Source organism: Micromonospora sp. NPDC048842 (assembly GCF_040649935.1).
GTDB lineage: Bacteria > Actinomycetota > Actinomycetes > Mycobacteriales > Micromonosporaceae > Micromonospora > Micromonospora hortensis.
In genome coordinates, this window is sequence record NZ_JBEZGK010000022.1 from 1 (window position 1) to 25,296 (window position 25,296).

The window sequence follows — 25,296 nt, forward strand, 5'->3', positions numbered from 1 at the left end:
GGGGGGGGTGGGGCGTGGGAACCCCCCGCGCCGGGGCGCCCCCCTGGGGGGGGGGGGTGGGGGGGGGGGGGGGGGGGGGGGGGGGGCCCCCCCCCCCCCGACCCCACCCGAGAATTAGCAGTACAGACGACGACATAGGGGACATAGTGCTCGACGTCAACTTCTTCGACGAGCTGCGCATTGGTCTCGCCACCGCCGACGACATCCGTCAGTGGTCGCACGGCGAGGTCAAGAAGCCTGAGACGATCAACTACCGCACCCTGAAGCCGGAAAAGGACGGGCTCTTCTGCGAGAAGATCTTCGGTCCGCAGCGGGACTGGGAGTGCTACTGCGGTAAGTACAAGCGCGTCCGGTTCAAGGGCATCATCTGTGAGCGCTGCGGCGTCGAGGTGACTCGCTCCAAGGTCCGCCGTGAGCGGATGGGGCACATCGAGCTCGCCGCTCCGGTGACCCACATCTGGTACTTCAAGGGCGTTCCGAGCCGGCTGGGTTACCTGCTGGACCTCGCTCCCAAGGACCTCGAGAAGATCATCTACTTCGCCTCGTACGTCGTGACGAGCGTGGACGCGGAGTCGCGTCACCGCGACCTCTCGACGATCGAGAACGAGATCCTGGCCGAGAAGCGGCAGTCCGAGAACAGCCGCGACTCGGAGATCGAGAAGCGGGCCGCCAAGCTCGAGGCCGACCTGGCCGAGCTGGAGGCCGAGGGTGCCAAGGCGGACGTCCGGCGCAAGGTCAAGGAGGGCGGAGAGCGCGAGATGCGCCAGATCCGCGACCGGGCCCAGCGCGAGATCGACCGCCTGGACGAGGTGCTGGACACCTTCCGCAAGCTGGAGCCGAAGCAGCTCGTCACCGACGAGCTGCTCTACCGCGAGCTGCGCGACCGGTTCGGTGAGTACTTCACCGGGTCCATGGGCGCCGAGGCGATCAAGGCGCTGGTCCAGAACATGGACCTCGACGCCGAGGCCGAGAGCCTGCGGGAGACCATCCGGTCCGGCAAGGGTCAGCGGAAGATCCGGGCGCTCAAGCGACTCAAGGTCGTCGCGGCGTTCCTGAACACCCGCAACTCGCCGCTCGGCATGGTGCTGGACTGCGTCCCGGTCATCCCGCCGGACCTGCGCCCGATGGTGCAGCTCGACGGTGGCCGCTTCGCGACCTCCGACCTGAACGACCTGTACCGCCGCGTGATCAACCGGAACAACCGCCTCAAGCGGCTGATCGACCTCGGCGCGCCCGAGATCATCGTCAACAACGAGAAGCGGATGCTCCAGGAGGCCGTCGACGCGCTGTTCGACAACGGCCGTCGCGGCCGGCCGGTCACCGGTCCGGGTAACCGCCCGCTGAAGTCGCTGTCCGACATGCTCAAGGGCAAGCAGGGCCGGTTCCGCCAGAACCTGCTGGGCAAGCGCGTCGACTACTCCGGCCGTTCGGTCATCGTGGTCGGCCCGAAGCTCAAGCTGCACCAGTGCGGTCTGCCCAAGCAGATGGCGCTGGAGCTGTTCAAGCCCTTCGTGATGAAGCGGCTGGTCGACCTCAACCACGCGCAGAACATCAAGTCCGCCAAGCGGATGGTCGAGCGGCAGCGCCCGGTCGTGTGGGACGTGCTGGAAGAGGTCATCGGCGAGCACCCGGTGCTGCTCAACCGGGCGCCGACCCTGCACCGCCTGGGCATCCAGGCCTTCGAGCCGCAGCTGGTCGAGGGCAAGGCGATCCAGATCCACCCGCTGGTCTGCACCGCCTTCAACGCCGACTTCGATGGTGACCAGATGGCGGTGCACGTGCCGCTGTCCGCCGAGGCTCAGGCCGAGGCGCGGATCCTGATGCTGTCGTCGAACAACATCCTCAAGCCGGCCGACGGTAAGCCGGTCACCATGCCTACCCAGGACATGGTCATCGGTCTGTACCACCTCACCCACCTCACCGCTGGTGAGAAGGGCGAGGGCCGGGCGTTCAGCTCGGACGCCGAGGCGCGGATGGCCTTCGACAACGGCGAGCTGCACCTGCAGGCGCCGGTGAAGATCCGCCTGCGCGGCGTGGTCGGTGTCGACAACGGCAACGGCTCCGAGGCGTGGAGCGCCCCGGAGGGCTGGGTCGAGGGTGACCCGCTGACCGTGGAGACCACCCTGGGTCGGGTGCTGTTCAACGAGACGCTGCCGCAGGGCTACCGCTTCGTGAACTACGAGATCCGCAAGGGTCAGCTCTCCGCGATCGTCAACGACCTCGCCGAGCGCTTCCCCAAGGTGGCGCTGGCCGCCACCCTGGACGGGCTCAAGGAGGCCGGTTTCCACTGGGCCACCTGGTCCGGCGTGACGATCGGCATGGAGGACGTCATCGCTCCGCCGCGCAAGGCGGAGATCCTGGCGAAGTACGAGAAGGACGCCGACCAGATCGACAAGCAGTACCAGCGTGGTCTGATGACCGCCGAGGAGCGTCGCGGCGAGCTCATCGAGATCTGGACCAAGGCGACCAACGAGGTCGCCAAGGAGATGGACACCGCGCTGCCGCAGGAGAACCCGCTGTGGAAGATGATCAACTCGGGCGCTCGCGGTAACCTGCTCCAGCTCCGGCAGATCGCGGCGATCCGTGGTCTGGTGGCCAACCCCAAGGGTGAGATCATCCCGCGGCCGATCAAGGCCAGCTACCGGGAGGGTCTGTCCGTGCTGGAGTACTTCATCTCCACGCACGGCGCCCGTAAGGGTCTCGCCGACACCGCGCTGCGGACCGCCGACTCGGGTTACCTGACCCGTCGTCTGGTGGACGTCTCGCAGGACGTCATCATCCGCGAAGAGGACTGCGGCACCGACCGGGCGATCCCGATGCAGATCGGCGAGAAGCTGGACGGCAAGCTCGTCGTCCACACCCACGCCGAGACCAGCGTGCACGCCCGGACCCTCGCCGACGACATCAAGGGGCCGGACGGCACCGTGGTGGCCGAGCGCGGCCAGGACATCAACTCCATCGGGGTCGACAAGATCGTCGCCGCTGGTGTGGAGACGGTCCGGGTGCGCAGCGTGCTCACCTGCGAGTCGAAGCTGGGCGTCTGCGCGGCCTGCTACGGCCGGTCGCTGCCGACCGGTAAGTCGGTCGACATCGGCGAGGCGGTCGGCATCATCGCCGCCCAGTCCATCGGTGAGCCCGGTACGCAGCTGACGATGCGTACCTTCCACACCGGTGGTGTCGCGGGTGAGGACATCACCCAGGGTCTGCCGCGTGTTCAGGAAATCTTCGAGGCTCGGGTCCCGAAGGGTAAGGCGCCCATCGCCGACACCCCCGGCCGGATCCGGATCGAGGACGGCGAGCGCTCGCGCAAGATCATCGTGGTGCCGGACGACGGCAGCGAAGAGATCGTCTACGACAAGATCTCGAAGCGCGTCAAGCTCCGTACCCACGACGGCGGTCACGTCGCGGTCGGCGAGAAGCTGACCGAGGGCACCATCGACCCGCACGAGTTGCTGCGGATCATGGGTCCGCGGGCGGTCCAGGTCCACCTGACCAGTGAGGTCCAGGAGGTCTACCGCTCGCAGGGTGTGCTCATCCACGACAAGCACATCGAGATCATCATCCGCCAGATGCTCAAGCGGGTGACGGTCATCGACTCCGGCTCGACCGAGTTCCTGCCGGGTGTGCTCGTCGACCGGGCGCTGTTCGAGTCGGAGAACCGCCGGCTCGTCTCGGAGGGCGGCGAGCCCGCCGCTGGTCGTCCGGTGCTGATGGGTATCACCAAGGCCTCGCTGGCCACCGACTCCTGGCTCTCGGCGGCCTCCTTCCAGGAGACCACCCGGGTGCTGACCGACGCTGCGATCAACTCGCGCAGCGACTCGCTGGTCGGCCTCAAGGAGAACGTGATCATCGGAAAGCTCATCCCGGCCGGTACCGGCATCAGCAAGTACCGCAACGTCCGGGTCGAGCCGACCGAGGAGGCCAAGGCCAAGGTCTACTCGATGACCGGTTACCCGGAGACCGACTACGGGTTCGGGCCGGCCAGCGGGCAGGCCGTGCCGCTGGACGACTTCGACTTCGGGTCGTACCGCTAAGCACCAGTCACACGACGAGGCCCCCGGTGAAAGCCGGGGGCCTCGTCGTGTCCGTGCCCACCCACCCCTGGGCCGGGTTCGGCATGATGGGGGGATGACGACAGCACCCGGGCAGGTGTCCGTCGCCCCGCAGGGCGTGCGCCACCCGCTGGACCCGGACCCGGCCCGAGCCTCGAAGGCACGGGCGGTCTTCGCGCTGGGCCTGCTCGGCATGTTGACCGGGCTGTTCATCGGTGGCGTGGTGCCAGCCACTGTGGCCCTGCAACTGGCTCGGCAGGCGCGCCGGGAGGCGTACGCCTCGGGGGGTTTCCTGACCGGCGGCATCTGGCTGCGGCGGGGGGAGTGGATGGCCTGGACCGGCCTGGTGCTGGTCGCTGTCAGTGTGGTGGCCGCTGTGGTCATCGGGGTGGTCCGGTTGGCCGGTGCCCCGTTCGGCCACGACTACCCGGCGAACATGGACTGAGCCACCGGTGACCGCGCCCGGCGCGGGCGGCGGTGCTTGCGGCGGTAGCCTGGCCGATGTCCGCCGTGTGGCGGCGGCGGCCTTTCGACAGGAGGACCTCGTGACGGAACCGGCGCGGCCCCCTGCGGACGAACCGGCCGGTCAGCCGGACCCGCCGGCTCCGCCAGCCGAGCCGAGCGACTGGGCGCGACCCGGTCCGAGCGGCGAGCCACACCCACCGGTGTCCACTCCGGGCCCGCCACCCCCTGCGGCGCCGCCCCCCGGTTGGGGTCCGAACGGCTGGGGCCCGACCGCGACCCCCGGCGCCAACCAGCCGCAGGGCTGGGGCCCGCCGACCTCCGGGCCGGGGGTGCCGCCCGGCTGGGGCCCGCCGGCGGCTGGTTCGGGAGTCCCGTACGGCTGGGTCCCGCCGTCGTCTGCGCCGGCTGGGCCGCCTGGGTGGGGTCCGTCGTCGGCTGCGCCGAGTGTGCCGCCTGGGTGGGGTCCGTCCTCGTCTGGGCCGGCTGGGCCGTACGGCTGGGGTCCGCCTTCGTCCGGACCGGGGGCGCCGCCCGGCTGGGGTCCGCCGCCGGCAGGGCACGGCCCAGGGTGGGGTGGCACGCCGGGGCGTTCGGTACCGCCGCCCACTGACGACCAACGCCGGCCCCCGAAGCGGGTGGAGGCGGTTTCGGGTACGCCGTTCGGCGTCGTGCATCTGGACGTGGCACCGGTCACCTCCGGGCTGGCCATCGGGGCGCTGGTGGCGGGGATCGCCTCCCTCCTGGTCTCACTGCTGGTGATCTGCTTCGGAGTGGCCTTCACTAACGACGGCGGGGCCTGGGCCTCCGGGGCGTTCGCCGCGCTGGGTGTGCTGGCCGGCGGGGCGGCGGTCGTCATCGGGCTGCTCGCCCGGCGGCAGATCCGGCGGCCGACTGCGCCCTCCGCGGTCCAGTTCACCGGCCGCGGGCTGGCAATGGCCGGCATCAGCTGCGGCGCGGCGGGGGCGCTGCTCAGCCTTCTGGGCCTGGGTCTTGCCCTGCTTCTCGCCCTGACGTGAGGGTCACACCGAGAGATCCGGCACCTGACGGGGGTTATCCGCGGAAGGGTTCCGGTCACCCCGGGGGCGATGGGTGCTTCCGCGGGGAAGCCGGTACACTTGTATTCGTAGGTGCCCATCGCGGGCGACGGGGCAGGACGAGATCCGGCTGGCGGTTGTGAGACGGTCGCCGGGCCATTCCGTTTTGACCTGGGCGGTTGTGGTAGGTACTCTTTCCCCTTGTGCCCGGGCATGCCCGGGCAACTCGTGCGTGCGCTGTTTCCGGCTTACGGACGGCGGCACGACAAGCCAAAGATCCGGGGCGGGGCGACCCGCGCGCCGGTGACCAAACCCGGTACGCACGCGAAAGCGTCGCAACTGGGCCGTGATGAGGGCGACACGCCCGACCGCGGGTGCCGGGGTCTCCGCAAGGCGACCCTGGTCGGAATGTAGGAGAGCCGGTCATCAGGCCGGCTAACGAGCAGACGGCGCGGCCGCGATGCGGCCGAAGGGAGCGGAGAAACCCGGTGCCCACGATCCAGCAGCTGGTCCGAAAGGGCCGCCAGGCGAAGACGACCAAGACCAAGACCCCGGCGCTGAAGGGTTCCCCTCAGCGGCGCGGCGTGTGCACTCGCGTGTACACCACCACCCCGAAGAAGCCGAACTCGGCGCTGCGCAAGGTCGCTCGCGTGAAGCTCAGCAGCCAGATCGAGGTGACCGCCTACATCCCCGGCGTCGGTCACAACCTGCAGGAGCACTCGATCGTGCTCGTTCGCGGCGGCCGGGTGAAGGACCTCCCCGGCGTGCGTTACAAGATCGTTCGCGGCTCGCTGGACACCCAGGGTGTCCGCAACCGCAAGCAGGCGCGCAGCCGTTACGGCGCGAAGAAGGAGAAGAGCTGACATGCCGCGTAAGGGACCCGCTCCGCGGCGGCCACTGGTCGCTGACCCGGTGTACAACTCGCCGCTGGTCACCCAGCTCGTGAACAAGATCCTGCTCCGCGGCAAGCGTCAGCTCGCCGAGTCCATCGTGTACGCGGCCCTCGAGGGCTGCCGCGAGAAGTCCGGCACCGACCCGGTCGTCACCCTCAAGCGGGCGATGGACAACGTCAAGCCGACCCTCGAGGTGCGCAGCCGTCGTGTCGGTGGCGCCACCTACCAGGTTCCGGTCGAGGTCCGTCCGACCCGGGCGACCACCCTGGGCCTGCGCTGGCTGGTCACGTACTCCCGCGCCCGGCGCGAGAAGACCATGGTCGAGCGGCTGATGAACGAGCTGCTGGACGCGAGCAACGGCCTCGGTGCCGCCGTCAAGCGGCGCGAGGACACGCACAAGATGGCCGAGTCGAACAAGGCCTTCGCGCACTACCGCTGGTAACACCCTGGTTCCGGCGCCTCCGGGCGCCGGAACCGCCACCAGTTGAGTCGAGACGACGATAAGTAGGGATTGAAGTGGCCGCCGCAGACGCGCTCGCCAAGGTACGCAACATCGGCATCATGGCGCACATCGATGCCGGTAAGACCACGACCACCGAGCGAATCCTGTTCTACACCGGCATCACGTACAAGATCGGTGAGGTCCACGAGGGCGCTGCCGTCATGGACTGGATGGAGCAGGAGCAGGAGCGTGGTATCACCATCACCTCCGCTGCTACCAAGTGTGAGTGGAAAGACCACACGATCCAGATCATCGACACGCCTGGCCACGTCGACTTCACGGTCGAGGTCGAGCGGTCGCTGCGGGTCCTGGACGGTGCGGTAGCGGTTTACGACGGTGTCGCCGGCGTGGAACCGCAGACGGAGAACGTCTGGCGGCAGGCCGACAAGTACAACGTCCCGCGTATGTGCTTCGTCAACAAGCTCGACCGGACCGGCGCCGACTTCTTCCGCTGCGTGCAGATGATGATCGACCGGTTGAACGCCACCCCGCTGGTGCTCCAGATCCCGATCGGGCTCGAGGGTGACCACATCGGTGTCGTCGACCTGATCGGCATGCGCGCGCTCACCTGGCGCGGGGAGACCCAGAAGGGTGAGGACTACGCGGTTGAGGAGATCCCGGCCGAGCTGGCCGACTCCGCAGCCGAGTGGCGCGAGAAGCTGATGGAGACCCTCGCCGACGTCGACGACGCGGTGATGGAGAAGTACCTGGAGGGCGAGGAGATCCCCGCCGAGGAGATCAAGGCCGCCATCCGGCGTGCCACGATCGCCGGCAAGGCCAACCCGGTGCTCTGCGGCTCGGCGTTCAAGAACAAGGGCGTTCAGCCCATGCTCGACGCCGTGGTCGACTTCCTGCCGTCGCCGCTGGACGTTCCGGCGATCGAGGGTACGGCCACCGACGGCGAGACCCCGCTGCTGCGTAAGCCGTCCAACTCGGAGCCCTTCTCCGGCCTGGCCTTCAAGATCCAGACGGACAAGCACCTGGGCAAGCTCACCTACGTGCGGGTCTACTCCGGCACGCTCGATTCCGGTTCCCAGGTGGTCAACTCCACCAAGGACCGCAAGGAGCGCATCGGCAAGATCTACCAGATGCACGCCAACAAGCGGGAAGAGCGTCCGTCGGCGCAGGCCGGCGACATCATCGCCGTGCAGGGTCTCAAGCAGACCACCACCGGCGACACTCTCTCCGACCCGGCGAACCCGGTGATCCTGGAGTCGATGACCTTCCCGGAGCCGGTCATCTCGGTGGCGATCGAGCCGAAGACCAAGTCCGACCAGGAGAAGCTGGGTACCGCCATCCAGCGCCTGGCCGAGGAGGACCCGACCTTCCGCGTCCAGCTGGACGAGGAGACCGGTCAGACGGTCATCTCCGGCATGGGTGAGCTTCACCTGGACATCCTGGTCGACCGGATGCGCCGCGAGTTCAACGTCGAGGCGAACGTCGGCAAGCCGCAGGTGGCGTACCGCGAGACCATCCGCCGCAAGGTGGAGAAGGTCGAGTACACCCACAAGAAGCAGACCGGTGGTTCCGGCCAGTACGCCCGCGTGATCGTGAGCGTCGAGCCGCTTCCGCTGGACAACGACTCGCCGACCTACGAGTTCGCCAACGCCGTCAGCGGCGGCCGCATCCCCCGGGAGTTCATCCCCTCGGTGGACGCCGGTGCGCAGGACGCGCTGCAGTACGGCATCCTGGCGGGCTTCCCGCTGGTCGGCGTGAAGCTGACCCTGCTGGACGGCCAGTACCACGAGGTCGACTCGTCGGAAATGGCATTCAAGATCGCCGGCTCGATGGTGATGAAGGACGCGGCCCGCAAGGCCGATCCGGCACTGCTCGAGCCGATGATGGCCGTTGAAGTCACCACTCCTGAGGAGAACATGGGTGACGTCATCGGTGACCTCAACTCCCGCCGCGGCATCATCCAGGCGATGGAGGAGCGCAGCGGCGCCCGCATCGTCCGGGCCCTGGTGCCGTTGTCGGAGATGTTCGGCTACGTCGGCGACCTGCGGTCGAAGACCCAGGGCCGGGCTAGCTACAGCATGCAGTTCGACTCCTACGCCGAGGTTCCGCAGAGCGTCGCGAAGGAGATCATCGCCAAGGCAACGGGCGAGTAACGCCCTGAGCAGGTGATTCGTGGTTGGTCGCGGGAGGTTTCACCCGCCCGCGACCACCACGATCGGATCGCGTGAGACCGGGCCTGTAGGCTTCATCGCCGCAGAACCCACAAAGGCTCTCCGGCCTTCAGGCCGGAAAGGCTGTCGACAGAGTCCTAAGCGCCGACCGGCGCGCCGGGCGTACGAACCAAGAAGTCCACAGGAGGACACCAGTGGCGAAGGCTAAGTTCGAGCGGACTAAGCCGCACGTCAACATCGGCACCATTGGTCACATCGACCACGGTAAGACGACGCTGACGGCGGCCATCACCAAGGTCCTGCACGACCAGTACCCGGACCTGAACCCTTACACGCCGTTCGACGAGATCGACAAGGCGCCGGAGGAGAAGGCCCGCGGCATCACGATCTCGATCGCGCACGTCGAGTACCAGACCGAGTCGCGGCACTACGCGCACGTCGACTGCCCTGGGCACGCCGACTACATCAAGAACATGATCACCGGTGCCGCGCAGATGGACGGCGCGATCCTGGTGGTCGCGGCGACCGACGGCCCGATGCCGCAGACCCGCGAGCACGTGCTGCTGGCCCGTCAGGTCGGTGTGCCGTACATCGTCGTGGCGCTCAACAAGAGCGACATGGTCGATGACGAGGAGCTCCTGGAGCTCGTCGAGCTCGAGGTCCGTGAGCTGCTCTCCTCGCAGGAGTACCCGGGTGACGACCTGCCGGTCGTTCGGGTTTCGGCGCTGAAGGCCCTCGAGGGTGACCCCGAGTGGACCGGCAAGCTGCTGGACCTGATGACCGCTGTCGACACCTCGATCCCGCAGCCGGAGCGCGAGGTTGACAAGCCGTTCCTGATGCCGGTTGAGGACGTCTTCACGATCACTGGTCGTGGCACCGTCGTCACCGGTCGCGTGGAGCGCGGCGTTCTCCTGCCGAACGAGGATGTTGAGCTCGTCGGTATCAAGGAGAAGAGCTTCAAGACCAAGGTCACCGCGATCGAGATGTTCCGGAAGACCCTTGACGACGCCCGCGCAGGCGAGAACGTCGGCCTGCTGCTGCGTGGTACCAAGCGCGACGAGGTCGAGCGCGGCATGGTCGTCGTGAAGCCGGGCTCGAACACCCCGCACACGGAGTTCGAGGCGACGGTCTACATCCTCTCCAAGGAGGAGGGTGGCCGTCACACCCCGTTCTTCCAGAACTACCGCCCGCAGTTCTACTTCCGGACCACTGACGTCACCGGTGTCGTCACCCTCCCCGAGGGCACCGAGATGGTCATGCCGGGTGACAACACGTCCATGTCGGTGAAGCTGATCCAGCCCATCGCCATGGAGGAGAACCTCAAGTTCGCGATCCGCGAGGGTGGCCGCACCGTCGGCGCCGGGTTCGTCACCAAGATTAACAAGTGAACTAGGTAACCCCGATTAGACCCGCCGCCGGTCGTGCGGCATACTAGTCAGGTTGCGTAACGACAGTTCGTCGCCTGTGTTCGGCTTTCGCTGAACCTCCGGGTGGCGAGGCAGTCGAGCGTAGGGTGGTTGGCGGCCCAGTCGCCAACCACCCTCGCACGGCGTTCAGGTCGCGGTAATGCGATCGGCGCCTTGACCCCCCGTGCGGTCAGCACCACTCCGGTACCTAGGGGCGGAGCTCGGCCCGAGGGCGCGACACGCCCGACCGCGGGGGTCGGCGAAGTGGGCCTGTGCCAGCCGGTACAGGCGCCCGCAACACAGCGGCATCGAGAGAAGGAACAGAAGCCACCATGGCGGGACAGAAGATCCGCATCCGGCTCAAGGCCTATGACCACGAGGTCGTCGACTCCTCGGCTCGGAAGATCGTCGAGACGGTGACGCGCACCGGGGCGCAGGTCGCGGGCCCGGTGCCGCTGCCCACGGAGATCAACCGTTTCTGCGTTATCCGCTCGCCGCACAAGTACAAGGACTCGCGCGAGCACTTCGAGATGCGCACGCACAAGCGGCTGATCGACATCATCGACCCGACCCCGAAGACGGTCGACTCGCTCATGCGCCTCGACCTGCCGGCTGGCGTCGACATCGAGATCAAGCTGTAGGGACCGGACAAATGGACAGGCAAGTCAAGGGGATCCTGGGCGCCAAGCTCGGCATGACCCAGGTCTGGGAGAACAACCGTGTTGTTCCCGTGACCGTGGTCGAGGCCGGCCCGTGCGTCATCAGCCAGGTTCGTAGCGCCGAGAAGGACGGTTACTCCGCGGTCCAGCTCGCGTACGGCACCATCGACCCGCGCAAGGTCAAGAAGCCGATCAGCGGGCACTACGCCAAGGCGGACGTGGCGCCGCGCCGGCACATCGTCGAGCTGCGCACCACTGACGCTGGGGAATACTCGCTCGGCCAGGAAGTCACTGTCGAGGAGTTCCCGGCTGGCGTCACCATCGACGTCACCGGCAAGACCAAGGGCAAGGGCTACGCCGGCCCGATGAAGCGGCACGGCTTCCACGGCCTGGGCGCCGGTCACGGCGTCGAGCGCAAGCACCGCTCGCCCGGCTCCATCGGCGCCTGCGCCACTCCGGGTCGTGTCTTCAAGGGCACCCGGATGGCCGGCCGTATGGGTGGCGTTCGGTACACCGTGCAGAACCTCACCGTCCAGGCGGTCGACACCGAGAACAACCTGCTGCTCGTCCGGGGTGCCATTCCTGGTCCCAAGGGCGCGCTCGTTCTGGTCCGTACCGCGGCCAAGAGCAAGGTGAAGAAGGGCGGTGCGGCCAAGTGACCACCGTTGACGTGCGCACCGTCGAAGGCACCACCAGCGGCTCCGTGGAGCTGCCGGAGGACATCTTCGACGTGCAGGCCAACGTCGCGCTGATGCACCAGGTCGTGGTGGCCCAGCTCGCGGCGGCCCGACAGGGCACGCACAAGGCCAAGACCCGCGGCGAGGTCGCCGGTGGCGGCAAGAAGCCGTACAAGCAGAAGGGCACCGGTCGCGCCCGGCAGGGCTCGATCCGCGCGCCGCAGTTCGCCGGCGGTGGCGTCGTGCACGGTCCCGTGCCGCGCGACTACAGCCAGCGGACCCCGAAGAAGATGAAGGCCGCCGCTCTGCGGGGTGCCCTCTCCGACCGGGCCCGCGCCGGGCAGGTGCACGTCGTCGAGGCGTTCGTCTCGGGCGAGAAGCCGTCGACCAAGGCGGCCCTGGCCACGCTGACCAAGCTCACCGAGGCCCGTCGGGTCCTGGTCGTGCTGAGCAGCACCGACGAGCTGAACTGGGTGTCGCTGCGCAACGAGCCGCGCGTGCACCTGATCGAGTCCGGCCAGCTGAACACGTACGACGTGCTGGTGGCCGACGACGTGGTCTTCACCAAGGACGCCCTGGACGAGTTCCTGGGCGTGCCCGCCGAGACCACCGAGGAGGGTGGCAAGTGAGCACCATCGCCGACCCGCGCGACATCATCGTGGCGCCGGTCGTCTCGGAGAAGAGCTACAGCGAGCTGAACCGGAACTGGTACACCTTCCTGGTGCACCCGGACGCGAACAAGACCGAGATCAAGATCGCTATCCAGCAGATCTTCAACGTCCGCGTCCTGACGGTCAACACGCTCAACCGCCAGGGTAAGCGCAAGCGCACCAAGACCGGCTTCGGTCAGCGCAAGGCGACCAAGCGGGCGATCGTGAAGCTGGCTGACGGTGACCGTATCGAGGCCTTCGGCGGCCCGGTCAGCTGAGGGGTGTAGACAATGGCTATCCGTAAGTACAAGCCGACGACGCCGGGCCGACGTGGCTCGAGTGTCGCTGACTTCGCCGAGATCACCCGGTCCACGCCGGAAAAGTCGCTGCTGGCTCCGTTGCCGAAGAAGGGCGGGCGTAACGCCCACGGCCGGATCACCACGCGGCACCACGGCGGCGGTCACAAGCGTCAGTACCGTCTGATCGACTTCAAGCGGGTCGACAAGGACGGCGTGCCGGCGAAGGTCGCTCACATCGAGTACGACCCGAACCGCACGGCGCGCATCGCGCTGCTGCACTACGCCGACGGCGAGAAGCGGTACATCCTCGCGCCGAAGGACATGAAGCAGGGCGACCGTGTCGAGTCCGGCCCGGGCGCCGACATCAAGCCGGGTAACAACCTGCCGCTGCGCAACATCCCGGTCGGTACCACGATCCACAACGTGGAGCTGCGTCCGGGTGGCGGGGCCAAGCTGGCCCGTTCCGCCGGCGTCGGCATCCAGCTGCTCGGCCGCGAGGGCGCGTACGCGACCCTGCGTATGCCGTCCGGCGAGATCCGGCGGGTGGACGTGCGCTGCCGCGCCAGCGTCGGCGAGATCGGCAACGCCGATCAGTCGAACATCAACTGGGGCAAGGCCGGCCGGATGCGGTGGAAGGGCAAGCGCCCGACCGTCCGTGGTGTCGCCATGAACCCGGTCGACCACCCGCACGGTGGTGGTGAGGGTAAGACCTCCGGTGGTCGCCACCCGGTCAACCCGCAGGGTAAGCCCGAGGGCCGCACCCGCCGTAAGGGCCAGCCGAGTGACCGGCTGATCGTCCGCCGCCGCTACGCCACGCGTAAGCGCGGCTGAGGGAGATAAGACATGCCTCGCAGCCTGAAGAAGGGCCCGTTCGTAGACGACCACCTGCTCAAGAAGGTGGAAGTTCAGAACGACAAGGGCTCCAAGAACGTGATCAAGACCTGGTCGCGGCGCTCGACGATCATCCCCGAGATGCTGGGGCACACGATCGCCGTGCATGACGGACGCAAGCACGTCCCGGTGTTCGTGACCGAGGCGATGGTCGGGCACAAGCTCGGCGAGTTCGCGCTGACCCGCACTTTCAAGGGTCACGAGAAGGACGACCGGAAGAGCCGTCGGCGCTGACGCCGCGGGCATACGGATAGAGGGAACAAGGGGTTACAGCGATGCCAGGAAAGGGCGACGCTCCGGTGCTTCCGGGCGCGCGGGCGGTTGCGCGGCACGTGCGCATCTCGCCGATGAAGGCGCGCCGGGTGGTCAACCTCGTCCGCGGCCTGCCCGCGAAGGAGGCGCTCACGGTGCTGCAGTTCGCGCCGCAGGCTGCGAGCGAGCAGGTGTACAAGGTGCTCGCTAGCGCGATCGCCAACGCGGAGAACAACGAGCGGCTGGACCCCGACGCGCTGCTCGTCAGCGAGGCCTTCGTGGACGAGGGCCCGACGATGAAGCGGTTCCAGCCGCGGGCGCAGGGTCGGGCGTACCGAATCCGCAAGCGCACCTGCCACATCACTGTGGCGGTCGAAGCGGTCGCGCCGGCAGCGCCGAGGAAGGCCGCGGCGAAGAAGGCCGCCCCGGCCACGGAGGCCGCACCGGCCGAAGCGCAGAGCAAGACGGAGGACGCCGAGTAATGGGTCAGAAGGTTCACCCCACTGGGTTCCGGCTCGGCATCTCGACCGACTGGAAGTCCCGCTGGTTCGCGGACAAGCTCTACAAGGACTACATCGGCGAGGATGTCAAGATCCGCCGCATGATGTCCAAGGGCCTCGAGCGTGCCGGGATTTCCAAGGTCGACATCGAGCGCACCCGCGACCGGGTCCGGGTCGACATCCACACCGCCCGGCCGGGCATCGTCATCGGCCGTAAGGGTGCGGAGGCCGACCGGATCCGCGGCGAGCTTGAGAAGCTCACCGGCAAGCAGGTTCAGCTGAACATCATCGAGGTGAAGAACCCCGAGTCGGACGCTCAGCTGGTCGCGCAGGGCGTGGCCGAGCAGCTGTCCAGCCGGGTCAGCTTCCGTCGGGCGATGCGCAAGGCCATGCAGTCGGCGATGAAGAACCCGGTCTGCAAGGGCATCCGGGTTCAGGTCTCGGGTCGCCTCGGCGGCGCCGAGATGAGCCGGACCGAGTTCTACCGTGAGGGCCGGGTTCCGCTGCACACGCTGCGGGCCAACATCGAGTACGGCTTCTTCGAGGCCCGTACCACGTTCGGTCGGATCGGTGTGAAGGTCTGGATCTACAAGGGCGACGCCGTCCCGGGCCGGGAAGCTCCGGCCGAGGCCGGTCCGTCCCGCCCGCGTCGTGGTGAGCGCGGCGACCGTCCCGAGCGTCCGCGCCGTGGCCGGTCGGGTTCGTCCGGCACCACGGCTGGTGGCACCGAGGCCGGTCGGGCTGCTGCGACCACCATCGCGCAGCAGGCCGAGACGCCGAGCGGCGAGCCGGTCGACAGCGCAGCTGTCGCCGCCACTGCTGCTCCGGCAGAAACGCAGCAGGAGGGCTGACAGATGCTGATGCCGCGCAAGCCCCCGAAGGGCTTCCGCAAGCCGCACCACCCGGACCGCAGTGGCGCGTCCAAGGGTGGTAACCGGGTGGTGTTCGGCGAGTTCGGGATCCAGGCTCTCGAGCCGGCGTACGTGACGAACCGGCAGATCGAGTCGGCACGTATCGCGATGACTCGCCACATCAAGCGTGGTGGCAAGGTCTGGATCACGATCTTCCCGGACCAGGCCCTCACCAAGAAGCCTGCCGAGACCCGGATGGGTTCCGGTAAGGGCTCGCCCGAGTGGTGGGTTGCCAACGTCAAGCCGGGGCGGGTTCTCTTCGAGATGTCCTTCCCCAACGAGCAGACCGCGCGAGAGGCCATGCGTCGCGCGATCCACAAGCTCCCGATGAAGTGCCGCATTGTTACGCGCGAAGTGGGTGAATCCTGATGGCAGCGGGCGTTAAGGCGACCGAGCTGCGTGAGCTCTCCGAAGAGGAGCTGGTCACGAAGCTGCGGGAGGCCAAGGCGGAGCTGTTCAACCTCCGCGTGCAGGCCGCAACCGGGCAGCTTGACAACAACCGGCGGTTGCAGGTCATCCGTCGGGAGATCGCCCGGATCTACACGATCATGCGTGAGCGCGAGCTGGGGCTCTCGGCCGCGCCGACTGAGGTGACTGCATCATGACCGAAGAGACCGCCACCGCCGCCGCGCGGTCGCGCCGCAAGGTCCGCGAGGGCCTGGTGATCAGCGACAAGATGGACAAGACCGTCGTTGTCGAGGTCGAGGACCGGGTTCGGCACGCGCTGTACGGCAAGATCATGCGCCGTACGGCCAAGCTGAAGGTGCACGACGAGCAGAACGCCGCTGGCACCGGTGACCGGGTTCTCATCATGGAGACCCGGCCGCTGAGCGCCACCAAGCGTTGGCGGATCGTGGAGATCCTGGAAAAGGCCAAGTAGCGAAGGCTCGAGCTCGCCCGGCGTTGCGTCGGGCGTAGGTTCCGCCAGGCTCCGGCCGCTACGGCGGCCGGAGAACCGGCAGACATAGGAGATAGACGTGATTCAGCAGGAGTCGCGACTGCGCGTCGCCGACAACACGGGTGCTCGGGAGATCCTGTGCATCCGGGTTCTCGGCGGCTCGGGTCGGCGCTACGCGAGTATCGGCGACGTCATCGTGGCCACGGTCAAGGACGCGATCCCGGGTGCCGGTGTGAAGAAGGGCGACGTCGTCAAGGCTGTCGTCGTTCGCACGGCCAAGGAGAGGCGGCGTCCGGACGGCTCGTACATCCGCTTCGACGAGAACGCCGCCGTCATCATCAAGGACGGCGGGGACCCGCGTGGAACCCGTATCTTCGGCCCGGTGGGCCGGGAGCTGCGGGACAAGCGGTTCATGAAGATTATTTCCCTCGCGCCGGAGGTGTTGTGACCGTGAAGGTCAAGAAGGGCGACACGGTCGTCGTCATCGCCGGCAAGGACAAGGGTGCCAAGGGCAAGGTCATTCAGGCCTACCCGCGGCAGGACAAGGTCCTGGTCGAGGGCGTGAACCGGGTCAAGAAGCACACCCGCATCAGCACGACCCAGCGTGGCGCCAAGACCGGCGGCATCGTCACTCAGGAGGCCCCGATCCACGTCTCGAACGTGCAGGTCCTGGACTCCGACGGCAAGCCGACCCGCGTCGGTTACCGGATCGACGACAACGGCCAGAAGGTCCGCATCGCGCGTAGCACCGGTAAGGACCTGTGATGACCACGGCTACCGAAAAGACCCTGCCGCGCCTCAAGGAGCGGTACCGCAACGAGATCGTGGCCCAGCTGCGTGAGCAGCGCAGCTACGGCAACCCCATGCAGGTGCCGCGGCTGGTCAAGATCGTCGTCAACATGGGTGTCGGCGAGGCTGCTCGCGACGCCAAGCTGATCGACGGCGCGGTCCGTGACCTCGCCACGATCACCGGCCAGAAGCCGCAGGTGCGGCGGGCGACCAAGTCCATCGCGCAGTTCAAGCTCCGCGAGGGCATGCCGATCGGCGCGAAGGTCACCCTTCGCGGCGACCGGATGTGGGAGTTCATGGACCGGCTGCTCTCCATCGCGCTGCCGCGTATCCGCGACTTCCGCGGCCTGGACGGGCGCAAGCTGGACGGGCACGGCAACTACACGTTCGGTCTGACCGAGCAGTCGGTGTTCCACGAGATCGACCAGGACCGGATCGATCGCCAGCGGGGCATGGACATCACGGTGGTCACGACCGCCACGACCGACGACGAGGGCCGGGCGCTGCTCAAGCTCCTGGGCTTCCCGTTCAAGGAGAACTGAGATGGCCAAGAAGGCGCTGATCATCAAGGCGGCCGCGAAGCCGAAGTTCTCGGTTCGCGCGTACACCCGCTGCCAGCGGTGCGGGCGTCCGAAGGCGGTCTACCGCAAGTTCGGGCTCTGCCGGGTCTGCATCCGGGAGATGGCTCACCGTGGTGAGCTGCCGGGCGTGTCCAAGGCTTCCTGGTAAGGGCGACCGCGTCCCGGCCGTCGGCCGGGAACTCCTGCACCGATTAGGTATTGCTCTTCGCCGTAGGCCCGGGGCTGATGCCCCGGGAACCCCGGCGAGAAAGGCTGACGAAATCCATGACGATGACCGACCCGATCGCAGACATGCTCACGCGTCTGCGTAACGCCAACCAGGCGTACCACGATCAGGTGAAGATGCCCTACTCCAAGATCAAGGCGAACATCGCCGAGGTCCTGAAGGCCGAGGGTTACATCGCCACCTGGTCGGTCGAGGAGCCCGAGGAGGGCGCCGTCGGCAAGCGACTGGTCGTCGAGCTGAAGTACGGCCAGAACCGCGAGCGGAGCCTGGCCGGCATCAAGCGCGTGTCCAAGCCCGGTCTCCGGGTGTACGCCAAGTCGGACGGGCTCCCGCGGGTGCTCGGTGGGCTGGGCGTGGCGATCATTTCGACGTCCCAGGGGCTGCTGACCGACCGGCAGGCCCGCAAGCGGAGTGTTGGCGGGGAAGTCCTCGCCTTCGTCTGGTAACGGGAGACAGGTAGAAATGTCGCGAATTGGACGTAAGTCGATCCCGGTGCCAGCCGGCGTCGACATCACGATCGACGGGCAGACCGTCAAGGTCAAGGGCCCCAAGGGCCAGCTCCAGCACACCCTCGCCGAGCCGATCACGATCGAGCGGGCCGAGGATGGCGAGCTGAGCGTCAACCGGCCGAACGACGAGCGCAAGGCCAAGGAACTCCACGGCCTGAGCCGTACGCTGGTTGCCAACATGATCGTCGGGGTCACCGAGGGCTACCGCAAGAGCCTGGAGATCGCCGGCACCGGTTACCGGGTCACCGCCAAGGGTTCGGACCTCGAGTTCGCGCTCGGGTTCTCGCACCCGGTGGTCGTCCCCGCCCCGGCGGGCATCACCTTCACGGTGGAGCGGCCGACCCTGTTCCACGTGGCTGGCATCGACAAGCAGCAGGTCGGTGAGGTCGCCGCCAACATCCGGAAGATCCGCCCGCCGGAGCCCTACAAGGGCAAGGGCGTCAAGTACCAGGGCGAGGTCATCCGCCGCAAGGCTGGAAAGGCAGGTAAGAAGTGAGCGCCACGCTGCTCAAGCGCCGCCGCGGTGTCGCCGCCAAGCGCGCCGTTGGGCGTGCGCGTCGACACTTCCGCGTCCGCAAGAACGTCAGCGGCACGGCCGAGCGTCCGCGCCTGGTCGTCACCCGCTCGCTGCGGCACATGGTCGCCCAGGTCGTCGACGACACCAAGGGTCACACCCTGGCGTCGGCGTCGACCCTGGACGCCTCGCTGCGTGGTGCGGAGGGCGACAAGAGCGCCCTGGCTGGCAAGGTGGGCGCGCTGCTCGCCGAGCGGGCCAAGGCCGCCGGCGTCTCCAAGGTCGTCTTCGACCGCGGCGGTAACCGGTACGCGGGGCGAGTCGCCGCGCTTGCCGACGCCGCCCGCGAAGCCGGGCTCGAGTTCTAACAACCCCGTCACGAGAGAGAAGGAAGGCTGCTGATGCCAGGTCAACAGCGCCGTGGCGGCGGGTCCGGTGGCAACGAGGGTGGTCGCCGCGACAACCGCCGTGAGGGCGGCCGCGGAAACGCGCCCGTCGAGAAGACCCCGCACCTTGAGCGGGTCGTCGCGATCAACCGCGTCGCCAAGGTCGTGAAGGGTGGTCGTCGCTTCAGCTTCACCGCCCTTGTGATCGTGGGCGACGGCGACGGCACGGTCGGCGTGGGCTACGGAAAGGCCAAGGAGGTGCCCGCGGCCATCGCCAAGGGTGTCGAGGAGGCCAAGAAGCACTTCTTCAAGGTCCCGCGGATCGGTCAGTCGATCCCGCACCCGGTGACGGGTGAGGACGCCGCTGGTGTGGTGCTGCTCAAGCCGGCCTCGGCCGGTACGGGTGTCATCGCCGGTGGACCGGTGCGTGCCGTGCTGGAGTGCGCTGGGATCCACGACGTGCTCTCCAAGAGCCTCGGTTCGTCGAACCCGATCAACATCGTGCACGCCACCGTGGCGGCCCTGAAGGGGCTTGAGTCCCCCGAGCAGGTCGCGGCGCGTCGTGGTCTGCCGGTGGAGGACGTCGCGCCGGCCGCCATGCTGGCGTCGCGTGCGGGGGTGGCGCACTGATGGCACGCCTGAAGGTCACCCAGCTCCGGTCCGGTATCGGGACCAAGCACAACCAGCGTGAGTCGCTGCGTTCGCTCGGTCTCAAGCGGATCAACGACGTGGTGGTCAAGGAGGACCGGCCCGAGATCCGCGGCATGATCTTCACTGTGAGCCACCTCGTGAAGGTCGAGGAGGTCGAGTAATGACGATCAAGGTGCATCACCTGCGCCCGGCGCCCGGTTCCAAGACCGCGAAGACCCGTGTGGGTCGCGGTGAGGGTTCCAAGGGCAAGACCGCTGGTCGCGGTACCAAGGGTTCCAAGGCCCGCAAGAACATCTCGGCGGCGTTCGAGGGTGGGCAGATGCCCATCCACATGCGCCTGCCGAAGATGAAGGGCTTCAAGAACAAGTTCAAGGTGGTCTTCCAGGTTGTCAACCTGGACCGACTCGCTGAGCTGTTCCCGAATGGTGGTCAGGTCGGCCCGCTGGAGCTCGTTGAGTCCGGCGCCGTCCGCAAGGGTCACCCGGTCAAGGTCCTCGGCACCGGGGACCTCGGCGGTGTGGCGCTCCAGGTGTCTGCGCACGCGTTCAGTGCGTCGGCCAAGGAGAAGATCGCTGCCGCCGGTGGCTCCGTCACCGAGCTGTAAGGCGTACGACCATGGCGCCCGTCCAGTTGAGAGCAACTGGCGGGCGCCGTGGTCTACCTGGGGCCTGAGCGCCCGGTAACATCGGTTTCGATTTATGTAGTCGGGCGCATCTGCCCGGACCGGGGTGAGGCTGTTAGAGTCCCATCCCAGCCATGGATTGCGGGCACTCGCCCGTGATCCACCCCGACCCGCCAGGGATCACCGGCGGCCCGCCTCGCGCAGGAGGAAGAAGTTGCTGTCCGCCTTTCTCAGTGCGTTCCGTACGCCTGACCTGCGCAAGAAGCTGCTGTTCACAGTAGGCATCATCGCGGTCTACCGGCTGGGTGCAACGCTCCCCAGCCCGGGCGTCTCGTACGGCAACGTGCAGAAGTGCCTCGACACCATCCAGGGTGACACCACCGGGGTGGTGAACCTTCTCAACCTCTTCTCCGGCGGAGCGCTGCTACAGCTCTCGGTCTTCGCGCTGGGCATCATGCCCTACATCACCGCGTCGATCATCCTGCAGCTGCTGACCGTCGTGATCCCCCGCCTGGAGCAGCTCCGCAAGGAGGGCCAGGCCGGTCAGGCGAAGATCACCCAGTACACCCGCTACCTGACCCTCGGTCTCGGTGTGCTGCAGGCCTCGGCGTTCGTGGCCCTGGCCCGCTCGGGCCAGCTGTTCCAGAACCGCTGCGACCAGTTCCCGATCATCCCCACCGGCACCGGCATCCCGGACTGGCTGACCCTGACCATCCTGGTGATGACGATGACCGCCGGCACCGGCATGGTCATGTGGCTCGGTGAGCTGATCACCGACCGCGGCGTCGGCAACGGCATGTCCGTCCTGATCTTCACCTCGATCGCGGCGCGGCTGCCCAGCGAGGGCTGGCAGATCAAGACCAGCAAGGGCTGGGACATGTTCGCCCTGGTCATCGCGCTGGTCCTGGTGGTCATCACCGCTGTCACCTTCATCGAGCAGGCGCAGCGCCGGATCCCGGTGCAGTACGCCAAGCGGATGATCGGCCGGCGGATGTACGGCGGCACCTCGACCTACATCCCGCTCAAGGTCAACCAGGCGGGTGTGATCCCGGTCATCTTCGGCTCGTCGCTGCTCTACCTGCCGCAGTTGGCGCTGCAGTTCTTCGACCAGACCGACCCGGGCAAGACCCAGTCGTGGATCCAGAACAACCTGGTCAACCCGAGCAGCCCGATCTACATCGCCGTCTACTTCCTGATGATCATCTTCTTCACGTACTTCTACGTCTCGATCACGTTCAACCCGACCGAGGTCGCTGACAACATGAAGAAGTACGGCGGGTTCGTGCCGGGCATCCGCCCGGGCAAGCCGACCGCCGACTACCTCGACTTCATCCTCAGCCGGATCACCCTGCCGGGCGCGCTCTACCTCGGCGTCATCTCGATCCTGCCGAACTTCTTCTTCATCTGGCTGGACAACCAGCAGTACCAGAACTTCCCGTTCGGCGGCACCGCTGTGCTCATCATGGTCGGCGTCGGTCTGGAGACCGTGAAGCAGATCGAGAGCCAACTCATGCAGCGGAACTACGAAGGGTTCCTGCGGTAGATGAGACTCGTTCTGGTTGGCCCGCCGGGCGCGGGCAAGGGCACGCAGGCCGAGTTCATCGCCGCGCACCTCTCGGTGCCGAAGATTTCGACCGGAGACATCTTCCGGTCGAACGTCACCCAGGGCACGCCGCTCGGTGTCGAGGCGAAGCGGTACATGGACGCGGGCGAGCTGGTTCCGGACGAGGTCACCATCAACATGGTCCGGGACCGGCTGGCCGAGCCCGACGCCAGCGAGGGTTTCCTGCTCGACGGCTTCCCGCGGACGACTCCGCAGGCGGCCGCTCTGGACAAGCTCCTGGCCGATCTGGGCACCGCCCTGGATCTGGTCCTGGAGCTGGTCGTCGACGACGACGAGGTGATCAGGCGGCTCTCCGGCAGGCGTACCTGCCGGGGCTGCGGCAAGATCTGGCACGTCGAGTTCGACGCCACCACCCGGCCCGGCATCTGTGACCGGTGCGGCGCCGAGTTGTTCCAGCGCGACGACGACAAGCCGGAGACGATCGCCACGCGGCTCCGCGAATACAGCGAGAAGACCGCACCCCTGGTCGACTACTACGGCGCTCAGGGCAAGCTGGTCGGGATCGACGCCACCGGGCCGGTGGAGGACGTCACCACCCGGGCCATCGACGCGTTGCGGTCGTACGGCGGCTGAGGTCCGGCCGGGCCACGGCGGATAGAGTGCGAACAGCGGGGTACGCATTATGTGCCCCGCTGTTCGGCAACGAAAGGTAACCGCTCCATGCGTCGTCCCCAGCTGGACATCCAGCTGAAGACCCCTGACCAGATCGAGAAGATGCGGGCCGCCGGGCTGGTGGTGGCCGAGGCGCTACGCCGGATGCGGGAGGCTGTGGCCCCCGGTGTGAGCACCGCCGATCTGGACGCCATCGCCGAGGCGACCATCCGCGAGGCGGGCGGCGTGCCGTCGTTCAAGGGCTACCACGGTTTTCCGGCGTCGATCTGCTCCTCGGTCAACGAGCAGATCGTGCACGCCATCCCGTCGCCGAAGCAGGTGCTCCAGGCCGGTGATCTGATCTCCATCGACTGCGGCGCGGTGCTGGACGGGTGGCACGGCGATTCCGCGATCACGGTAGGGGTCGGTGATGTCGACCCGGCGCTGCTGAAGATGGCCGAGGTCGCCGAGGACGCGATGTGGGCGGGCATCGCCGCCGCCGCCCGTGGTGCGGCCAGTGGCAAGGGCCGCCTCACCGACATCTCGCACGCCGTGGAGACCGCTGTCCGCAAGGGCGGCCGGTACGGCATCGTCGACGGCTACGGCGGGCACGGCATCGGCACCGAGATGCACCAGGACCCGCACGTGCTCAACCACGGTCGGCCGGGCAAGGGTCCGCGGCTGGTCCCCGGGATGGCCCTGGCCATCGAGCCGATGATCACCATGGCGTCCCCGCGTACCGCCGAGTTGGCCGACGGGTGGACTGTCGTCACCCGGGACGGCTCGGTGGCCGCGCACGTCGAGCACTCGATGGCGTTGCTGCCGGACGGCGTCTGGGTGCTCACCGCGTTCGACGGTGGTCGCGCCCGCCTGGGCGACCTGGTAACCGCCCGCCAACCCGCGGCCACAAAAACCCCCTAACCCCGTTTCCCTCCCGTCGATCATGAAGTTATTGCTCTGACACGCCGGTGAGGCGGGCAACAAGTTCATGATCGTCCGTTGTTCGGGGCCCGGCGGGGTGGCGCGACGGTGGCATGCTTGCCGGCATGGACGGGCGCGACGGGATGCGAGCCGCGGACGCGGACCGTGCGGCGGTGGCCGACCGGTTGCGGGTCGCCCTGGACGAGGGCCGACTGGATCTGCACGAGTACGACGAGCGGTTGCAGCGGGCCTACGCGGCACGCACGTACGCCGACCTCGAGGCCCTGCTGACCGACCTGCCGCCGGTGACGCCGGCGCAGCGGTCGGGCCTGGCGCCGGCCGCCGGGCCGACGGTGAGCCTGCTGGGTGACGAGCTCGATCCGGCCTTCAGCAGGGGCGTCACCGCCCGCTGGTTGGCCGAGGTGTGGTTCCCGTACCTGTGGGTGATCCCCATCGTGGTGACCATCTGGGCGGTGACGTCGGTGCTCAGCCAGGACCTGCTCTACTTCTGGCCGGCCTGGGTGGCGGGGCCGTGGGGCGCGGTGCTTGTGGTCCGCACGGTCGGCGGGCTGGCCGCGAAGGAGCCCCAACGCCAGGCCGTCAAGCGCCAACGTCGCCGAGAGCGCAAGCAGGCAAAGCGCGCCCGCAAACTGGACGACAAGCCCCCAACCCCCTAACCCCCCCGCACCCCCCGCACCCCCGGACCGCACCCCCGCACCCCCCGTTGATCATGGAGTTATTGCCGCCGATCCCGGCGTGTCGTGACAATAACCTCATGATCAACGGGGTCGGGGGCGGGGCCGTTTGGGTTGCCGCACCGTGGGGTGGGTGGTCGGTTTGGCGGGGGAGCGCAGGCCGGCGTACACTTTCAGATCGGCGCACAGCGTCCACTCCGGCATGCCCACCCTGCGCTTCGGTGGGAGCTGGAGCCGCGGCTGGCGCGGGCTTCTGATTCTGATCAGATTTCCGTGTAAGACGTTGTGGGCCGCCCGGAGCAATCGACGTCAGGACAGCGGAGGACATGCCGAAAAAAGACGGAGCCATTGAGATCGAGGGTCGGGTCATCGAGCCCCTGCCGAACGCCATGTTCCGGGTGGAGCTCGCGAACGGCCACAAGGTGTTGGCTCACATCAGCGGCAAGATGCGGCAGCACTACATCCGCATCCTTCCGGAGGACCGGGTCGTCGTCGAACTTTCGCCGTACGACCTGACCCGCGGGCGCATCGTCTACCGCTACAAGTAGTCCTGACGACGGCCGGGAAGTCCCGTGTCCGTCTTCGACGTCCGGTGTCGCGTAGCGCGTCCCCGGGCCAGATGGGAAGTAAGGCAACCGTGAAGGTCAAGCCGAGCGTCAAGAGGATCTGCCAGAAGTGCCGGGTTATCCGCCGGCACGGCCGGGTCATGGTCATCTGCAGCGACCCGCGCCACAAGCAGCGCCAGGGCTGACTCAGCCCGTCCGGCCGGAGCACGGCCGGGTGGCGTTGGTCCAGGTGGATCCCCAGCGACACACACATCACACATGCTCGTCCCAGCCGCGAGCGGTACGCCAGACGTACCTCTGCGTGGCTGACCCCCGGTCGGAGGCCGGGGCCCGCTCGGGCAGCGACCGATCCCGGTCGCCGGCGCTCACCGCGTCGGAAAGACGGGACGGCCGGTAGCGGGGT

Annotated in this window: 34 protein-coding genes; all 34 read left to right on the forward strand. The window is 67.8% G+C overall.

Features of this window, described 5'->3' with window-relative positions:
- Nucleotides 1–146: 146 nt before the first annotated feature.
- The 34 genes from AB0C19_RS25535 to rpmJ all read left to right on the forward strand — a co-directional run bounded on the left by AB0C19_RS25535 (nt 147) and on the right by rpmJ (nt 25,078).
- Entirely contained in the window at nt 147–4,034 is a 3,888-nt protein-coding gene (locus AB0C19_RS25535; RefSeq protein ID WP_091402411.1) for a DNA-directed RNA polymerase subunit beta', read from the forward strand.
- Nucleotides 4,035–4,128: 94 nt separating this feature from the next.
- Nucleotides 4,129–4,497, forward strand: a complete 369-nt coding sequence (locus AB0C19_RS25540) for a hypothetical protein (RefSeq protein ID WP_357189366.1) — start codon at nt 4,129–4,131, stop codon at nt 4,495–4,497.
- A 655-nt stretch (nt 4,498–5,152) separates the two neighbouring features.
- Entirely contained in the window at nt 5,153–5,533 is a 381-nt protein-coding gene (locus tag AB0C19_RS25545) for a hypothetical protein (protein WP_357189368.1), read from the forward strand.
- A 506-nt stretch (nt 5,534–6,039) separates the two neighbouring features.
- On the forward strand, nt 6,040–6,414 hold the full coding sequence (gene rpsL, locus AB0C19_RS25550) for a 30S ribosomal protein S12 (RefSeq protein WP_007465318.1): 375 nt from the start codon (nt 6,040–6,042) through the stop codon (nt 6,412–6,414).
- A 1-nt stretch (nt 6,415) separates the two neighbouring features.
- Nucleotides 6,416–6,886, forward strand: coding sequence for a 30S ribosomal protein S7 (gene rpsG / locus AB0C19_RS25555; RefSeq protein WP_007465317.1), 471 nt, complete (start codon nt 6,416–6,418; stop codon nt 6,884–6,886).
- Nucleotides 6,887–6,960: 74 nt separating this feature from the next.
- Nucleotides 6,961–9,057: an elongation factor G gene (fusA, locus tag AB0C19_RS25560; protein WP_357189370.1), complete on the forward strand. Its 2,097-nt coding sequence runs from the start codon at nt 6,961–6,963 to the stop codon at nt 9,055–9,057.
- Between the two features lie 212 nt (nt 9,058–9,269).
- Complete coding sequence (gene tuf / locus AB0C19_RS25565) at nt 9,270–10,463, forward strand: elongation factor Tu (RefSeq protein WP_030489585.1); 1,194 nt, start codon at nt 9,270–9,272, stop codon at nt 10,461–10,463.
- 350 nt (nt 10,464–10,813) lie between these two features.
- Nucleotides 10,814–11,122: a 30S ribosomal protein S10 gene (rpsJ, locus tag AB0C19_RS25570; RefSeq protein ID WP_007073037.1), complete on the forward strand. Its 309-nt coding sequence runs from the start codon at nt 10,814–10,816 to the stop codon at nt 11,120–11,122.
- Nucleotides 11,123–11,133: 11 nt separating this feature from the next.
- On the forward strand, nt 11,134–11,799 hold the full coding sequence (gene rplC / locus AB0C19_RS25575) for a 50S ribosomal protein L3 (RefSeq protein ID WP_091402403.1): 666 nt from the start codon (nt 11,134–11,136) through the stop codon (nt 11,797–11,799).
- On the forward strand, nt 11,796–12,446 hold the full coding sequence (gene rplD / locus AB0C19_RS25580) for a 50S ribosomal protein L4 (protein WP_030489587.1): 651 nt from the start codon (nt 11,796–11,798) through the stop codon (nt 12,444–12,446). The genes rplC and rplD overlap by 4 nt, the downstream gene beginning before the upstream one ends.
- The gene (rplW, locus tag AB0C19_RS25585) at nt 12,443–12,745 is read left to right on the forward strand and encodes a 50S ribosomal protein L23 (RefSeq protein ID WP_007465304.1); all 303 of its coding nucleotides are present in this window, start codon (nt 12,443–12,445) and stop codon (nt 12,743–12,745) included. The genes rplD and rplW overlap by 4 nt, the downstream gene beginning before the upstream one ends.
- 12 nt (nt 12,746–12,757) lie before the next feature.
- The gene (gene rplB, locus AB0C19_RS25590; RefSeq protein ID WP_053653944.1) at nt 12,758–13,597 is read left to right on the forward strand and encodes a 50S ribosomal protein L2; all 840 of its coding nucleotides are present in this window, start codon (nt 12,758–12,760) and stop codon (nt 13,595–13,597) included.
- 12 nt (nt 13,598–13,609) lie between these two features.
- Nucleotides 13,610–13,891: a 30S ribosomal protein S19 gene (gene rpsS, locus AB0C19_RS25595; RefSeq protein ID WP_007465299.1), complete on the forward strand. Its 282-nt coding sequence runs from the start codon at nt 13,610–13,612 to the stop codon at nt 13,889–13,891.
- Nucleotides 13,892–13,932: 41 nt separating this feature from the next.
- Nucleotides 13,933–14,391, forward strand: coding sequence for a 50S ribosomal protein L22 (rplV, locus tag AB0C19_RS25600; RefSeq protein ID WP_007465297.1), 459 nt, complete (start codon nt 13,933–13,935; stop codon nt 14,389–14,391).
- On the forward strand, nt 14,391–15,260 hold the full coding sequence (gene rpsC, locus AB0C19_RS25605; protein ID WP_091402401.1) for a 30S ribosomal protein S3: 870 nt from the start codon (nt 14,391–14,393) through the stop codon (nt 15,258–15,260). Before rplV ends, rpsC begins: the two co-directional genes overlap by 1 nt.
- Nucleotides 15,261–15,263: 3 nt before the next feature.
- Complete coding sequence (gene rplP / locus AB0C19_RS25610) at nt 15,264–15,689, forward strand: 50S ribosomal protein L16 (RefSeq protein WP_053653940.1); 426 nt, start codon at nt 15,264–15,266, stop codon at nt 15,687–15,689.
- The gene (gene rpmC / locus AB0C19_RS25615) at nt 15,689–15,925 is read left to right on the forward strand and encodes a 50S ribosomal protein L29 (protein WP_007465283.1); all 237 of its coding nucleotides are present in this window, start codon (nt 15,689–15,691) and stop codon (nt 15,923–15,925) included. Before rplP ends, rpmC begins: the two co-directional genes overlap by 1 nt.
- Entirely contained in the window at nt 15,922–16,200 is a 279-nt protein-coding gene (gene rpsQ, locus AB0C19_RS25620; RefSeq protein WP_030489590.1) for a 30S ribosomal protein S17, read from the forward strand. Before rpmC ends, rpsQ begins: the two co-directional genes overlap by 4 nt.
- A 97-nt stretch (nt 16,201–16,297) precedes the next feature.
- Complete coding sequence (gene rplN, locus AB0C19_RS25625; protein WP_007465279.1) at nt 16,298–16,666, forward strand: 50S ribosomal protein L14; 369 nt, start codon at nt 16,298–16,300, stop codon at nt 16,664–16,666.
- Entirely contained in the window at nt 16,663–16,983 is a 321-nt protein-coding gene (gene rplX / locus AB0C19_RS25630) for a 50S ribosomal protein L24 (RefSeq protein WP_172899047.1), read from the forward strand. Before rplN ends, rplX begins: the two co-directional genes overlap by 4 nt.
- Nucleotides 16,983–17,549: a 50S ribosomal protein L5 gene (gene rplE / locus AB0C19_RS25635; RefSeq protein ID WP_091402385.1), complete on the forward strand. Its 567-nt coding sequence runs from the start codon at nt 16,983–16,985 to the stop codon at nt 17,547–17,549. The genes rplX and rplE overlap by 1 nt, the downstream gene beginning before the upstream one ends.
- A gap of 1 nt (nt 17,550) precedes the next feature.
- Entirely contained in the window at nt 17,551–17,736 is a 186-nt protein-coding gene (locus AB0C19_RS25640; RefSeq protein WP_007465272.1) for a type Z 30S ribosomal protein S14, read from the forward strand.
- Between the two features lie 116 nt (nt 17,737–17,852).
- On the forward strand, nt 17,853–18,260 hold the full coding sequence (gene rpsH / locus AB0C19_RS25645; RefSeq protein WP_007465270.1) for a 30S ribosomal protein S8: 408 nt from the start codon (nt 17,853–17,855) through the stop codon (nt 18,258–18,260).
- Nucleotides 18,261–18,276: 16 nt separating this feature from the next.
- Nucleotides 18,277–18,819, forward strand: a complete 543-nt coding sequence (gene rplF / locus AB0C19_RS25650) for a 50S ribosomal protein L6 (RefSeq protein ID WP_357189374.1) — start codon at nt 18,277–18,279, stop codon at nt 18,817–18,819.
- An 8-nt stretch (nt 18,820–18,827) separates the two neighbouring features.
- Nucleotides 18,828–19,205, forward strand: coding sequence for a 50S ribosomal protein L18 (gene rplR, locus AB0C19_RS25655; protein ID WP_181518401.1), 378 nt, complete (start codon nt 18,828–18,830; stop codon nt 19,203–19,205).
- A 33-nt stretch (nt 19,206–19,238) separates the two neighbouring features.
- A complete protein-coding gene (gene rpsE / locus AB0C19_RS25660; protein ID WP_074314587.1) occupies nt 19,239–19,853 on the forward strand; it encodes a 30S ribosomal protein S5 in 615 nt (204 codons plus the stop codon).
- Nucleotides 19,853–20,035 carry a 50S ribosomal protein L30 gene (gene rpmD, locus AB0C19_RS25665; protein WP_007465262.1) on the forward strand — a complete coding sequence of 61 codons (183 nt, stop codon included), beginning with the start codon at nt 19,853–19,855 and terminating at the stop codon, nt 20,033–20,035. Before rpsE ends, rpmD begins: the two co-directional genes overlap by 1 nt.
- Nucleotides 20,035–20,478: a 50S ribosomal protein L15 gene (gene rplO, locus AB0C19_RS25670; RefSeq protein WP_030329906.1), complete on the forward strand. Its 444-nt coding sequence runs from the start codon at nt 20,035–20,037 to the stop codon at nt 20,476–20,478. The genes rpmD and rplO overlap by 1 nt, the downstream gene beginning before the upstream one ends.
- A gap of 232 nt (nt 20,479–20,710) precedes the next feature.
- Nucleotides 20,711–22,039 (forward strand): preprotein translocase subunit SecY, encoded by a 1,329-nt coding sequence (secY, locus tag AB0C19_RS25675; protein ID WP_238687834.1) that lies wholly within the window; start codon nt 20,711–20,713, stop codon nt 22,037–22,039.
- Nucleotides 22,040–22,693 carry an adenylate kinase gene (locus AB0C19_RS25680; RefSeq protein WP_088950228.1) on the forward strand — a complete coding sequence of 218 codons (654 nt, stop codon included), beginning with the start codon at nt 22,040–22,042 and terminating at the stop codon, nt 22,691–22,693.
- An 87-nt stretch (nt 22,694–22,780) separates the two neighbouring features.
- Nucleotides 22,781–23,632: a type I methionyl aminopeptidase gene (gene map / locus AB0C19_RS25685; RefSeq protein WP_091402377.1), complete on the forward strand. Its 852-nt coding sequence runs from the start codon at nt 22,781–22,783 to the stop codon at nt 23,630–23,632.
- Between the two features lie 125 nt (nt 23,633–23,757).
- On the forward strand, nt 23,758–24,309 hold the full coding sequence (locus tag AB0C19_RS25690; protein ID WP_357189377.1) for a DUF1707 domain-containing protein: 552 nt from the start codon (nt 23,758–23,760) through the stop codon (nt 24,307–24,309).
- Nucleotides 24,310–24,653: 344 nt separating this feature from the next.
- Complete coding sequence (gene infA, locus AB0C19_RS25695; RefSeq protein WP_007073013.1) at nt 24,654–24,875, forward strand: translation initiation factor IF-1; 222 nt, start codon at nt 24,654–24,656, stop codon at nt 24,873–24,875.
- 89 nt (nt 24,876–24,964) lie between these two features.
- Entirely contained in the window at nt 24,965–25,078 is a 114-nt protein-coding gene (rpmJ, locus tag AB0C19_RS25700; RefSeq protein WP_088952025.1) for a 50S ribosomal protein L36, read from the forward strand.
- Nucleotides 25,079–25,296 lie beyond the last annotated feature (218 nt).